The following is a 13,275-nucleotide window of genomic DNA, read 5'->3' on the forward strand; positions in this document are numbered from 1 at the left end:
TAGACTAACTATCTTGTAAGAGAACTTACTTAAGAATAGAAAGCTGCGGTGTGTCGGATGGCTGTGATTCACGAACAGTTGCAGTAACACCTGTACGCGTTAATTCTTTAATGCCATATGGTCGAATAAGCTCAATAAAAGCATCGATTTTGTCTGGATGACCAACAACTTGATACGTTACAACATTTTTAGATGTATCAATTATTTGCGGTCGGAAAGGCTCAACAATTGCATTCATTTCGAGCCTTAAGTTTGCTGGTGAAACTACTTTTACAAGTGCCAGCTCCCTTAGGACAATAGACTTTTCAGTTATATCATTAACTTTTAAAACATCTATTTGTTTAGATAGTTGTTTAATTAGTTGTTCTAGTTTTACTTCATCTTCGACATTAACAACAAAGGTCATTTTTGAAATATTTTGTTGCTCAGAATGTCCTACAGTAATAGATTCGATATTGAATTGGCGCTTCATAAGAAGACCGGTAACTCGGTTTAAAACGCCGCTTTGATTTATTACGGAAACTGTAATTACACGCTTCAAGGTTTTTTCACCCCAATCATTTCATGTAGTGCTTTACCAGTAGGGACCATTGGATAAACATTTTCAAGCTGCTTAACACGACAGTCGATTAAAACTGGTTCATCTGAATTTAAAGCTTCTTCAAAAATAGCTCCTGCTTCATCAAGAGTATTGATACGATATCCTTTAAGTCCATAGGCATCTGCGAGTTTAACAAAATCCGGTTGTACAGGCATAAGTGAATGTGAATATCTGTTTTCATAGAATAACTCCTGCCATTGACGAACCATTCCTAATGCACAATTATTGAGAATAACAACTTTAACTGGTAAATTGAATTCTTTTAAAAGCGCTAGCTCTTGGGCTGTCATTTGGAATCCAGCATCACCGACAATGGCTACAACCTTTTTATCGGGCTGTGCAAATTGTGCACCTATTGCTGCTGGGAAGCCGAATCCCATTGTCCCTAGACCACCTGATGTTATCCATCTATGTCCATGATTTTGACGGTAATATTGAGCAACCCACATTTGATGTTGACCAACATCAGTAGTTACGATTGCATCACCGTTTGTAATGGTATGAATCATTTGAATTGCTTGTTGTGGAAGGATTTCCTGACCATCTTCTTCATACCAATATGGATAGTCATTTTGTTTTCGATTTAAGTAATCAATCCATGCAGCTGTATCTGGTGCTTGGAATTCCTTTTTAAGCAATGCTTTTAATGCTTCTTTTGCATCAGCCACAATCGGAATATCGGTAGGGATATTTTTCCCAATTTCCGCCGGGTCGATATCAATGTGAATTATCGTTGCATTTGGTGCAAATAATCTTGTATCGCCAGTTAAACGATCATCAAACCGAGCACCAATATTAATAAGTAGGTCTGCATTTTGAATTGCATCATTTGCTACAACAGCACCATGCATTCCTGCCATTCCGTAATTTAAAGAGTGGTTGCCGTGAATACTTCCTAACCCTAAAAGCGTATTAACTACTGGAATTTTGTATTTTTCTACAAATTCAGTCAATTCTTCACGTGCCTCTGCAAATAGTACACCTGCACCCGCTAATATTAGAGGTTTTTGTGCTGTGCTAATCGCTTGGATTGCTTTTTGAATTTGCAAATAATTAGGTTTATAGTTTGGTTGATATCCCGGCAAATAGATTTCTTCATTACGACTTGCTTCACCTAATGCTTCATCAAAAATTGAAGCAGAAATATTTTTAGGGAAATCGATCAATACAGGACCTTTACGGCCACTATTAGCAATATGAAACGCCTCTTTTACAATGCGTGGAATATCATTAACATCTTGCACTTGATAATTATGTTTAGTGATCGGTGTTGTAATGCCCATAACATCCGCTTCCTGGAAAGCATCTGAACCAATTACAGATGTTGCAACTTGACCAGTAAAAATAACTAATGGAATTGAATCAATCATTGCATCTGCAATACCGGTTACTAAATTCGTCGCTCCAGGACCAGATGTTGCAATTACTACACCAGGTTTATTTAAAACACGAGCATAACCTTCGGCTGCATGGATAGCCCCCTGTTCATGTCTAGTTAAAATATGTCGAATTGGATTTTTGTACATTGCATCATAAAGATTAAGTACTGCACCACCAGGATAACCAAAGACAATATCAACATCTTGTTCGTGAAGTGCTTGGATTAAAACATCAGCACCGTTTCTTGGCTTATTTTTTTCTTCGATTTGATGTTGAGGATTGGCATCTATTTTTTCACTTGTTGACATATTAGCAGTCATTTGTTTACTCCTCCTTTTTAATAAAAAAGTGAAAATAAAAAAGTCTTTTTCTCCAACGCAAAGAAAACCTTTGCATAGGGATGAAAAAGACTTTCATGGTACCACCCTTGTTCGTAGCATAAGCTACCTCCGGAATAGCGGGAATTATTCATCTCCACCGAACATTCCAAATAATAAGAATATTCGATGTGCAACTAGATGAATACACTATTCATTAATAACGAGCATTTCGTAATATGCCCGGAGCTATCTAATTGCAAACTTGCGTTTAATAGCTCACTCCGAGGGGATGTCGGATATAGTTGTATCATCGGCTTCCAGCTGCACCGACTCTCTGGTAGATACAATGCTCTATATCCTTTAACCTCATCATCGATTATTTTATAAAAATTTCATTTTTTAACATTCATGCTGAATATTATATTTTCATGATTCCGCCTTTAGAAGCGTTTGTTACAAGTTTTGAATATCTTGCTAGCCAACCATGTTTAATTTTTGGTTCGAATGGTTTCAGATTTTGACGTCGTTCATTTAAAACTTCATCAGATACTTCAAGATTAATTGTTCTATTTGGTAAATCAATAACGATTGTGTCGCCATTTTCAATTAGTGCAATTGGACCACCTTCTGCTGCTTCAGGTGAAATATGTCCAATTGAAATGCCACGTGATGCACCACTAAAACGTCCATCCGTAATCAATGCCACTTTTGTGCCTAATCCTCGTCCCATTATTGCTGAAGTTGGTGCAAGCATTTCAGGCATACCTGGGCCGCCTTTTGGTCCTTCATAGCGAATAACAACTACATGCCCTTCTTTTACAGTGCCATCATCAATTGCAGCTTGTGCTTCATCTTGTGAATTAAAAACAATTGCTTCACCGACAAATGTTTGAATTGACGGATCAACTGCGCCAACTTTAATTACAGAACCTTCTGGTGCAATGTTGCCGAATAGGACTGATAATCCTCCAACTGGACTATATGGATTATCTTTCGTACGGATAACATTATCATTTGTAATTTTATGGTCCTTCACAAGTTCACCCATTGTTTTACCTGCAACAGTAATTCGTTCAGGATGAATCGCACCAGGAATTTTAGTTAATTCATTAATAATTGCACTTACCCCGCCAGCTTTATTTATATCATCCATTGAAATATCAGATGCTGGCATAATTTTCGCCAAGTATGGCACTCGAGCTGCTACTTTATTAATGTCTTCCAAGTGATATTCAATTCCAGCTTCGTTAGCTATCGCTAAAGTATGAAGGACTGTATTAGTAGATCCTCCCATTGCCATGTCTAATGCAAATGCATCATCAATGGCCTCTTTCGTAATAATATCGCGAGGTTTAATATCTTCTTTAACCATGCGAATTAATTGTTTAGCTGCTTCACGAATAAGTTCATGGCGTTGTTCGCTCGTTGCTACAATTGTACCATTTCCAGGAAGTGCAACACCTAGCATTTCCATTAAACAGTTCATTGAGTTTGCAGTGAACATGCCTGAGCAGGAACCGCATGTTGGACATGCATTATTCTCTATATCTTTAAATTCTTCTTCAGTCATGTTTCCTGATTTATATGCACCAACACCTTCAAACACAGATGTTAATGACAATTGCTTACCAGATGCCGATTTACCAGCTTCCATTGGACCACCTGAAACAAATACAGATGGAACATTTGTACGAACTGCAGCCATTAGCATACCTGGAGTAATTTTGTCGCAGTTTGGGATATAAAATACACCATCAAACCAATGTGCATTAATTACAGTTTCAGCGGAGTCTGCAATTAACTCACGGCTAGGCAATGAATAACGCATGCCAATATGACCCATTGCAATGCCATCGTCAACACCAATAGTATTGAACTCAAATGGAATACCGCCAGCTTCGATAATTGCTTCTTTTACAACATCTGCAAACTCACGTAGGTGCACATGCCCTGGAATGATGTCGATATATGAATTACATACACCGATAAATGGTTTTCCCAGATCTTTTGCTTTTACTTTTCCCGTAGCATATAGAAGACTACGGTGAGGAGCACGATCAACTCCTACTTTAATCATATCACTTCTCATAATTGAAACGCCCCTCATGTTCCCTACTACATTATTAAACTAAAAGTAGATTTTATTTACGCAACTACTTAAATATTAGTTACGTGATTATGTTCACTTAAAGCTGTGAACTTTTTAAATTGTTGTTATCATAGTACATAAATGGTAATTACGTCAACAGTATTTTTGAATTATTTGCACAATTTAAAAAAGTCGAATTTAACTGTAATCGTTTTCACTCTTAATAGAGTAAGTAATTTTCTGCTTCAACTAATTTATTTGAAAATTTATCTAATTCAAATTTTAAAGAAATTATAAAAAACTTACTGTTCAATTTATATAAAAGTACACCCGATTTTACAGACTAATTATCATGAAAATGTTACTTCCATCTACTCTTTTACTATCAATACTATTTGCATGCATAGTAATAAAAGTTTATGCAATTTATACTTTATTTGTGGTGACATCAGTCCAAACATCCTTCATTTTAGTTCTAATAGCTAAAATTCTTAATAAAAGGTATCCATGGACTTTTTATTTGAATATTAAATTATCTTGTGCAGTTGGTTATTCTAACTATACTATTCAAATTTTTTATTCTTTCTTCTAAATAGTAAAAAGAGTCAATTCGAGATGTTATTTCGGATCGACTCATTGTTTTAATATTTATTGTTATCTTAATAGTAAAAGGACTGTCTAGAAAATTATTCTTTCTGGACAGTCCTCTCTATTTTTAATTTATTTTAGTTAGTAAAAAATCAGCTGTGAGGTTCAATAGTATGACCGTGTGTAAAAAAGCAAATAATATTCCTTGTCGGTTTAGTTTTTTCATTTTCATTTTATCCATACAATCCACCTCATTAACTTTAAATTTGTATAACTTGTGACAATTATATGACTATTTTATAAAAAATGCAAAGGAATTTGAACATTTTGTGAATTTTTGTTTTAGATTTGTTTTCATGTTGTGCATTGAAGTTAGCTCTTTGGAGCATATTAACTATGTGAAGTGCTGTATTAACTAAACAATGAAGCGCTTTTATAATTATTTTTTACGACTGGGTAAAGTTAGTACAGGCTATCGTAAAATGAAAAGGAGTTGGCGTTTAATATGATAAGCTTTATTTGGTATTTAATTATCGGCGGTGTACTTGGCTGGCTTGCAGGAGTTATTATAGGCAGAGATGTTCCTGGAGGTATTATAGGAAATATTATAGCAGGGATCGTTGGTTCCTGGATTGGAAGTGCAATACTTGGTAACTGGGGTTGGGAAGTTGCAGACTTTTATGTATTCCCTGCTTTACTCGGTGCAATTGCTTTAATTTTCATTGTTAGTGTAATTATGCGTTCAATGAGAAAAGCAACCTAAATAGTATTAAAAAAATTATAATGAAAATAAAAGAACCCACTTATCCTCTGAGTTATAAGCTTTACAAAGCTTATGTTCCCCTCAAAAAAGGTATGGTGGGTTCTTTTTTAATTCCTTAGTCTACTTTAAGCTCTTTTTCTTTTTTTGCAAGAGCGACCTGTTCCAGCTCCTCACTTACATCATTATATAAATGATAATAATATAGAATGTCCTCAACATATTGTTCACTGTGATTGTAATTATAAATAGCCTTCTTTAGTTCTCCTTCTGATACTCCAGCCTTAGATAAGTAATTCGCGGCACTGAAAATTGCATCTTCTATATCAAATGGATCAGCAATACCGTCTCCATTAGCATCGACACCATATCCCCCAAAACGTTTTATTACTTTTGGATCTTTTTTTTCGGAATCGGATATTTCTCCTTTTCCTAGACCACTGCATGAAGGATGATCCCAGCCTACAAAAGTACAGGGCATAAATTGCATGTGACCTTCAGCGCCAACTGGAGAAACTAATGTATTCATTGTTGAGAATCTTGTTTCAACACGGTGATGTGCAGCAAGCAGTGTCCACGGTACTCCATACTTCTCTTGGGCTGATATATAAATGGGGATGTATTCTTCTGGTATAGCTATATCAAAGTTAGCTTGAATATCTCCATGGTCATTATTAACAATTTCATTTATAAGCGGGATATTTTTTAGCTCCTGCCAGGCTAAAAATGAGAAAAAATATATCGTGATAGATACAGGGATAAGCAGTATAATTAAAAATAATTTTACTCCTGGACTAATAAGAGGTTTTTTGGGTTTCTTTTTCGATTTTGTCATAAATGCCACCTATACTTAAATTTAAATAAAACAAAACAGTTGTAATTCAATTAGAAAAACTTTTACAATACCAATCTATACTAATTTAATATAATTCTGCAAGGAGATGAATTTTATGTTAAAAGATTTTAAAGAATTTGCAATGAAAGGAAATGTACTAGATTTAGCTATTGCCGTAGTAATTGGAGGAGCATTCGGCAAAATCGTTACATCATTAGTAGAAAATGTTATCGTTCCGTTGTTAGGGATTGTTACTGGGGGCATTGATTTAACTAATAGTCTTATTTTTGGACCAGAAGGTAATTTGAAAATTGGTGTCTTTTTACAATCAATTATTGACTTTTTAATTATTTCCTTCTCAATTTTTATGGCACTTCGATTACTTTCTAAACTTAGCCGTAAGAAGAAAGAATCTGAAGTTGTAGAAGAACCTTCTCCTAATTTAGATCCTAAGGAAGAGCTATTAAAAGAAATTCGTGACTTATTAAAAGAAAAACAATAGTAATGATGTCACGTGCTTCTGCCGTGAAAGGACTTTTTTGGCTACGGCTTTTGCTGTTAAACATTACTTTTTCTACGAATTTACACAGTAAAGCAAGTCAATTTACGCACCTTTTTAAAAATGGCCTACTATTTTTATAGTAAGTCATTTTTTATTTATAGCTCAAATAAGCAAGGGCAATTTGAAAAGTGCTTAATTTTATTACCTGATACTGTTGTTTTTAGAATATTTACATGATAAATTGTATAAATAATCGATTCATTCTTAATGTTTCGTTAAATGTACATATATAGAAGAAAGAGTGAGTATAGTGACAAATCGATCAATTGAAACAAAATTAGTTCAATTAGGGAATTTAAGTGATCCAAGAACCGGCGCAGTAAACCCGCCAATTCATATGTCTACTGCTTATAAACATGAAGGAATCGGGCAATCTACAGGCTACGATTACACCCGTACAAAGAACCCAACACGCGAAATTCTTGAACGTGGAATTGCTGATTTAGAAAATGGTGATGCAGGCTATGCTTGCAGCTCGGGTATGGCGGCAGTGCAACTAGTTTTATCCTTATTTAAACCAGGTGATGAAATTATTGTGCCAGACGATATTTACGGTGGAACTTATCGTTTATTAAAAACTTTTAGTGAGACTTACAATATTCGTCCAGTCTATTTTTCTTCTGTTGAAAATATTGAAAGTTTAATTAATGAACATACAAAAGCAATTTTCCTAGAAACACCAACGAATCCACTTATGCTGGAATTTGATTTAGATCAATTTGCTGCAATTTGCAAAAAACACAATTTATTATTCATTGTAGATAATACTTTTTATACACCATATTTCCAACGTCCAATCGATCACGGTGCAGATATTGTCTTACATAGTGCGACAAAATACATTGCAGGTCATAATGATGTACTTGCAGGACTTGTTGTTGCAAAAGGACAAGAACTTTGTGAGAGATTAGCATTCTCTCATAATGGAATGGGACTTGTACTTTCTCCAATGGATAGCTGGCTGGTAATCCGTGGCTTAAAAACTTTACATCTTCGCTTAAAGCAGCATGATGCTAACGGTAAAAAAGTTGCTGCTTATTTAGAGAGTGAACCTCTTGTAACTGATGTGTTATATACGGGAAAAGGTGGGATGTTATCTTTCCGAGTTAAAGATCCTGAAATGGTTAACCCGTTTTTACAAAGAATGAAATTAATTACGTTTGCAGAAAGTTTAGGCGGAGTTGAAAGTTTTATCACCTACCCTGCTACTCAGACACACGCTGATATTCCTTACGAGGAACGACTAGCTCGCGGCGTAGATGATCGTCTTTTACGATTCTCTGTAGGTGTAGAAGAAGCAGAAGATATCATTGCAGATTTAAAACAAGTTTTTGATCAATTAAGAAACGAATTTTAAAATTTATATAACTGAAAACGTCGACAAAGAAGGTAATCAACTTTGTCGACGTTTTTCTATTGCTTCAATATGTGAATATATGTCTAGCGAAAGCTACCCAGCCCCCGATACTTGGTCTGTCCTTAAGTAGACAGCAAGAAAAGCCTATCCTATTAGGGCTTCCGTCGCATACGGGCGGCTTCGCGATTCTTGTTAATGATCGTATTGGGAGTGCTCTGAAATCTGACTTAGAGCTTCTCCAGCTTCATTTACAAAGATATTTTCTCTTGCTAAGTCAGCCATTGCACAAATACCAACAATCTCACCATTCTCAACTACTGGTATGCGGCGAATTTGGTTTTCAGACATAAGACGAGCACACTCATGAATGTCAGTATCTGCAGTACAAGTAATAACATTAGTTGTCATACAATCATGGCAATGTACTTGATTACTGTCTTTGCCCTCTGCTACTACAGTAAGCACGATATCTCGGTCCGTTACAATGCCGACTACTTTTTTACCTTCACATACTGGAACTGAACCACATTCAATATCACGCATAATCTTTGCAGCTTCAGTTACAGAATCGTGTGGTGTGCAGACTTTAATATCTCTTGACATAATGTCAGAAACAGTTTTCATAATATCTACCTCCTTTTGTAATTTACTTTATTATTTTCTTCAAATTTAAATAAATTATTCTCATAAAAAAACTGCTAGTAAGGATAATATTCCTTATTAGCAGTTTTAAATATAATAATTCTATTTTTCAAGTCGTTCTTCAATTAAAGTTTCCATATCAATCGCAATAGTATCGTATGGAACACCTTCTGGGTTCTCATCATAGCCTAAATAATCTTTTACAGCAATTCCGTTTTCATCGACTATATAAAACCTTGCACTGTGTATAACTTGATCATCATTTGCAGGCTTTTTTGTTATTGCTTTAAAAGAATTAACAGAAAATTGTTCAATAAATTTTTGATCATAGCCAGTTACTAAATTCCATTTTGACTCATCTGGAACAGAAAAGTGATTTAAATATTCAGATAGAACTTCTGGTGTATCATTTGCAGGATCTACTGAGAAACCAACAATATTATAGTCTTCAATACCCCGCTCTGCCAATTTTTCTTGAATTGTCGTCATATTAAATGTCATTGGCTGACAGATCGTTGTACAGTTTGTGAACATAAACATGGCAATCCATGGTTTACCTTTTAAACTTTCAAGCGTTACTGTTTCACCACGATGATTTGTGGCTTTAAAATCTTCAATTTTATAGTTAATATTACCTTTAAATTTATAATTGCTGCATGCACCTAAAATGGTTGCGATAAAAAGTATTCCGATAAGACAAATTAATTTTTTTTTCATAATGTTCACTCCCTCTAGTACTATTCTCATCTTATCGAAATACTGTAAATAGTACAACCATCCGAAATGAAACTTAAAGTACAAATTTGTGAAACTAAATTTCACAATTTTATATAATTAATTTTGGTTGATTGATAAGAGCGCTGTGTGAATTGCCTCAAGCTTAGCCTCAATACGGTACAATAAATAAAATGAGACGAGTATTGGAAAACCTATTTCTTGAACAAGCATCACCCATTCCTCCATCACTAACTCCCCTTTCCAACTGATAATAGAAGAAGCCGACAAATTCCAATATAACTGGAGATTGCCGGCCTTTAATCAAATTGTCAAATTAAGCTTAGCTTTGAGATAAATCAATTTCTGAAACATTGCGATCAACAATTCGCGCCTCATTGATTGCTACTAAACCATGTCCTTCATTATGAAATACATCTTCACTAATAATTGTTTGCATGGCAGTTACAATTTCAGAAGCAGTTAAATTTTGTTTAGGATCATTTACCGATATAGTCATTGTTTTCCCATTTGCAGTATTAAATTTTAATTCTAAAACTTGTGACACTGATTTTTCCTCCTTTCTTTTTTAGTAAACTACAAAACATTACATTTCAATTGATTGTGTTTGATTTTGCTGTGCTTCATGAAGTGGATAGCTAGAAAGGCCTGAGATTGCTTGTACGACTGAAGCTAGTTGACTAGCATCCAAATCCGGACGAACATTTCGATAAGTTTTTGATGTTAGTACAGTCTTGCCTAACTTATCAACTCCAGTCTCATAGCTTAGTTTTAATGTTGCACTTTCAAAGTTTAATGCTGCCATGATTCCCCACCTCCTTTCACCTAGTTATATATCTTTTTTACAAGCAAAAAGGGACATTACTAGTGAAAACTTCTTGAGTTCCTTTTATAATAGTTACTAGCGAAGTTAAAGAGGTGAGCGTTTTGAACTTAGAAGGTTGGTTTTTATGGTTTATATTATTTTGGGTTTTTATCCTAATCATTCTGATGGGTATCGGCGGATTTTTCATGTTCCGGAAGTTTTTGAAAGCACTACCAAAACAAGATGGAAAGTCTGATTTAGACTGGCAAAATTATTATTTAGAAAAAACCATTCACTTATGGGGAGAGCATGAAAAAGATTTATTAAATGAATTAGTCAGCCCTGTTCCTGAATTATTTAGACAAGTAGCAAAAGAGAAAATAGCAGGAAAAATAGGAGAAATTGCTCTAAAGGAACGTGCTAAATCAATTACTAACGATTTAATTATTAGAGGATACATTCTAGCTACACCTAAACGCGACCATAAATTTTTACGAAAAAAACTTAATGAAATGAGCATTGATGTCACGCCATACGAACGTTATTTTGAGTAATAAAAATTCAAAATGTGAACGAAAAAAAGATCGTCTCGATGTCGAGGCGATCTTTTTTAAGCAATAGAGTGCGATTTTTTAATTTTTTTATACTGAATAAACATCGCCATTCTCCATGGCCAAATCATAGAGAATGCTAGTATCCAAAACATGCCTCCTAGCTCTCCCACATCAATCGAACTAGACATAACAGATTTTGCAACAATTCTAATAATTAATAAACCAGCCAAAATAAAGAAAAAAGCCTTGGAGCGCTTTAAGTAAATGTCATTGTTACGAACTTCGAATTTTGATGTCGCAATTAATACTGTTGAAAATATAATTCCCACAATAACTGCTTCCAATATTCTAATTGGTGCCACACGAAATGGCTCAAAAATAAACATTAATGCTCCTGTCGACATTGCAATCGGAGGGATTAGTATTTTTCTTGCACTTACCGGTTTTTTTTGAGAACGTACACGGACAAACATAACAAACATTCCCATAAATATTGCTAAAAATGTAGAACCAATAATTAAGTAATGAGAAGGAATCTTTGCGAGCATGGATTCTTCCCTCCTCTTTTATTCTCTCTTAAATAAATAACGTATTGATAATACCTCATTTATCATATAATTTCCACATAAAATTATCAATTACATCGCAATGGTATCATTAAAAACTCTTCTAACTCTCATTAAAAAACAATAAATCCTGCCGAAAAGATTCCCCTTATCGAACAGGATTTTTAGATTTTTTTAAGGTTCATAAGTTCCTAAAATATTATCGACAACTCTTTTTAATTGATTCGGTTCAAAAGGCTTTGTTATAAAATCTTTTGCTCCCTCTTCAATCGCTTCTACAATAATTCTTTGCTGACCTAGTGCTGTTACCATTATAATATTAGCATTTGGATATTGCGGAATGATTTCCTTCACCGCATCAATACCCGACATAACGGGCATTGTTATATCCATTGTAACAAGATCTGGTTGCAGTTCTTTATATAGCTCTACAGCTTCTCTACCATTTGAAGCCTCACCTACAACTTCAAAACCCCATTCTTTGAACATATTGCCAACCGTTACTCGCATAAAAAGTGTATCATCTACTACCAATACTGTAGGCATTATTCATTCCCCTTCATTAACTTCAAACTATTGATAAAATGTAAATAAAAATTTTTAGAAACCAGTAAAACCACCGAAAATAGGCAATAAAATACGAGTGATATATTCTAATCCATTAAAAAATAATAGAACACCCACTAGAATCATTATATATCCACCAATTTTAACAATTTTTTGACTATTCTTACGTATCCAGCCTAATTTCGAGATAAAGAAAGAAAGTACAAAAAATGGTATAGCAAAACCAAAATAATATGCAAGCATGTACCACATAGCCGATTCAGGGTTTGAACCAGCAAGGAAGATAATAGACGCTAATATCGGGCCTGTACAAGGTGTCCAGCCTGCAGCAAAAGCAAAACCAATCAATAAAGAACCAAAATATCCTGATGGACGATTTTTAAATTGGAATTTCCGATCTTTCATTAAAAAATCAATTTGAAGTAATCCTACAATCATTAAACCAAATACAACAATTAATATCGCACCAATTTGACGAATTAAATCTTGGTAATTTAAGAAAAATTCTCTTGCCAACGATGCACTGAAACCGATTGCAATGAAAATTATAGAAAAGCCAATTAGAAAAAATAGAGTATGTAATATTGCTCGTTTTTGCAGCATGCCCTTTTCATTTTTGAGCTCATCGTAGCTCATACCTGTAATGTATGATAAGAAGGCCGGATAGAGTGGTAAAGTACATGGTGAAATAAAGCTTAAAAATCCAGCACCGAATGCTAAAAAGACATTAATATCTGAATACATGATGTTGTTCGCTCCTTACAATTAATGTCTCCATCGTACCAAATATTTCGCAAAAAAGCGTTGACTTCATTGTGAAAATTTATTGACAGAATTTTAGATGTAAAGAAGTCAGATGTAAGACCAATCTGTTTTAGAATATCATAAATAATACATTCTATGTAATTAAAAGG

Annotated in this window: 16 protein-coding genes; 4 read left to right on the forward strand and 12 right to left on the reverse strand. The window is 34.4% G+C overall.

Annotation, left to right across the window (positions count from 1 at the left end):
• Positions 1 to 25 precede the first annotated feature (25 nt).
• The 3 genes from ilvN to ilvD all read right to left on the reverse strand — a co-directional run bounded on the left by ilvN (position 26) and on the right by ilvD (position 4,390).
• Positions 26 to 541 carry an acetolactate synthase small subunit gene (gene ilvN / locus MKY04_RS10820; RefSeq protein ID WP_126292502.1) on the reverse strand — a complete coding sequence of 172 codons (516 nt, stop codon included), beginning with the start codon at positions 539 to 541 and terminating at the stop codon, positions 26 to 28.
• Entirely contained in the window at positions 538 to 2,301 is a 1,764-nt protein-coding gene (ilvB, locus tag MKY04_RS10825; RefSeq protein WP_126292503.1) for a biosynthetic-type acetolactate synthase large subunit, read from the reverse strand. The genes ilvN and ilvB overlap by 4 nt, the downstream gene beginning before the upstream one ends.
• A gap of 418 nt (positions 2,302 to 2,719) precedes the next feature.
• Positions 2,720 to 4,390 carry a dihydroxy-acid dehydratase gene (gene ilvD, locus MKY04_RS10830; protein WP_126292504.1) on the reverse strand — a complete coding sequence of 557 codons (1,671 nt, stop codon included), beginning with the start codon at positions 4,388 to 4,390 and terminating at the stop codon, positions 2,720 to 2,722.
• 1,093 nt (positions 4,391 to 5,483) lie between these two features.
• Here ilvD and MKY04_RS10835 point away from each other — a divergent pair.
• Positions 5,484 to 5,741: a GlsB/YeaQ/YmgE family stress response membrane protein gene (locus MKY04_RS10835; RefSeq protein WP_126292505.1), complete on the forward strand. Its 258-nt coding sequence runs from the start codon at positions 5,484 to 5,486 to the stop codon at positions 5,739 to 5,741.
• A 115-nt stretch (positions 5,742 to 5,856) separates the two neighbouring features.
• Here MKY04_RS10835 and MKY04_RS10840 read toward each other — a convergent pair whose 3' ends face one another.
• Positions 5,857 to 6,573 (reverse strand): lytic transglycosylase domain-containing protein, encoded by a 717-nt coding sequence (locus MKY04_RS10840; RefSeq protein ID WP_126292506.1) that lies wholly within the window; start codon positions 6,571 to 6,573, stop codon positions 5,857 to 5,859.
• A 115-nt stretch (positions 6,574 to 6,688) separates the two neighbouring features.
• Between MKY04_RS10840 and mscL the strand changes: the two genes are divergently transcribed.
• Positions 6,689 to 7,075, forward strand: coding sequence for a large conductance mechanosensitive channel protein MscL (gene mscL, locus MKY04_RS10845; protein ID WP_126292507.1), 387 nt, complete (start codon positions 6,689 to 6,691; stop codon positions 7,073 to 7,075).
• A gap of 310 nt (positions 7,076 to 7,385) precedes the next feature.
• Complete coding sequence (locus tag MKY04_RS10850; RefSeq protein WP_126292508.1) at positions 7,386 to 8,492, forward strand: methionine biosynthesis PLP-dependent protein; 1,107 nt, start codon at positions 7,386 to 7,388, stop codon at positions 8,490 to 8,492.
• Between the two features lie 192 nt (positions 8,493 to 8,684).
• On the opposite strand, the gene MKY04_RS10855 is transcribed toward MKY04_RS10850, so the two are convergent.
• From MKY04_RS10855 to MKY04_RS10875, 5 genes are all read right to left on the reverse strand, one after another.
• Positions 8,685 to 9,116, reverse strand: a complete 432-nt coding sequence (locus MKY04_RS10855) for a CBS domain-containing protein (RefSeq protein WP_126292509.1) — start codon at positions 9,114 to 9,116, stop codon at positions 8,685 to 8,687.
• Positions 9,117 to 9,236: 120 nt separating this feature from the next.
• On the reverse strand, positions 9,237 to 9,851 hold the full coding sequence (locus MKY04_RS10860; protein WP_126292510.1) for an SCO family protein: 615 nt from the start codon (positions 9,849 to 9,851) through the stop codon (positions 9,237 to 9,239).
• 117 nt (positions 9,852 to 9,968) lie between these two features.
• Positions 9,969 to 10,097, reverse strand: coding sequence for a YvrJ family protein (locus MKY04_RS10865; protein WP_126292511.1), 129 nt, complete (start codon positions 10,095 to 10,097; stop codon positions 9,969 to 9,971).
• Between the two features lie 94 nt (positions 10,098 to 10,191).
• A complete protein-coding gene (locus MKY04_RS10870; RefSeq protein WP_126292512.1) occupies positions 10,192 to 10,416 on the reverse strand; it encodes a DUF2922 domain-containing protein in 225 nt (74 codons plus the stop codon).
• A gap of 39 nt (positions 10,417 to 10,455) precedes the next feature.
• A complete protein-coding gene (locus MKY04_RS10875) occupies positions 10,456 to 10,674 on the reverse strand; it encodes a DUF1659 domain-containing protein (protein ID WP_126292513.1) in 219 nt (72 codons plus the stop codon).
• A gap of 122 nt (positions 10,675 to 10,796) precedes the next feature.
• On the opposite strand from MKY04_RS10875, the gene MKY04_RS10880 reads away from it, so the two are divergent.
• Entirely contained in the window at positions 10,797 to 11,228 is a 432-nt protein-coding gene (locus tag MKY04_RS10880; RefSeq protein ID WP_126292514.1) for a DUF2621 domain-containing protein, read from the forward strand.
• Between the two features lie 56 nt (positions 11,229 to 11,284).
• Here MKY04_RS10880 and MKY04_RS10885 read toward each other — a convergent pair whose 3' ends face one another.
• The 3 genes from MKY04_RS10885 to MKY04_RS10895 form a co-directional block, all read right to left on the reverse strand.
• Entirely contained in the window at positions 11,285 to 11,776 is a 492-nt protein-coding gene (locus tag MKY04_RS10885) for a CcdC family protein (protein WP_126292515.1), read from the reverse strand.
• Between the two features lie 192 nt (positions 11,777 to 11,968).
• Positions 11,969 to 12,340, reverse strand: a complete 372-nt coding sequence (locus MKY04_RS10890) for a response regulator (RefSeq protein ID WP_126292516.1) — start codon at positions 12,338 to 12,340, stop codon at positions 11,969 to 11,971.
• Positions 12,341 to 12,394: 54 nt separating this feature from the next.
• The gene (locus MKY04_RS10895) at positions 12,395 to 13,105 is read right to left on the reverse strand and encodes a cytochrome c biogenesis CcdA family protein (RefSeq protein ID WP_126292517.1); all 711 of its coding nucleotides are present in this window, start codon (positions 13,103 to 13,105) and stop codon (positions 12,395 to 12,397) included.
• Positions 13,106 to 13,275 lie beyond the last annotated feature (170 nt).

This window comes from Lysinibacillus telephonicus, from assembly GCF_039654155.1.
GTDB lineage: Bacteria > Bacillota > Bacilli > Bacillales_A > Planococcaceae > Ureibacillus > Ureibacillus telephonicus.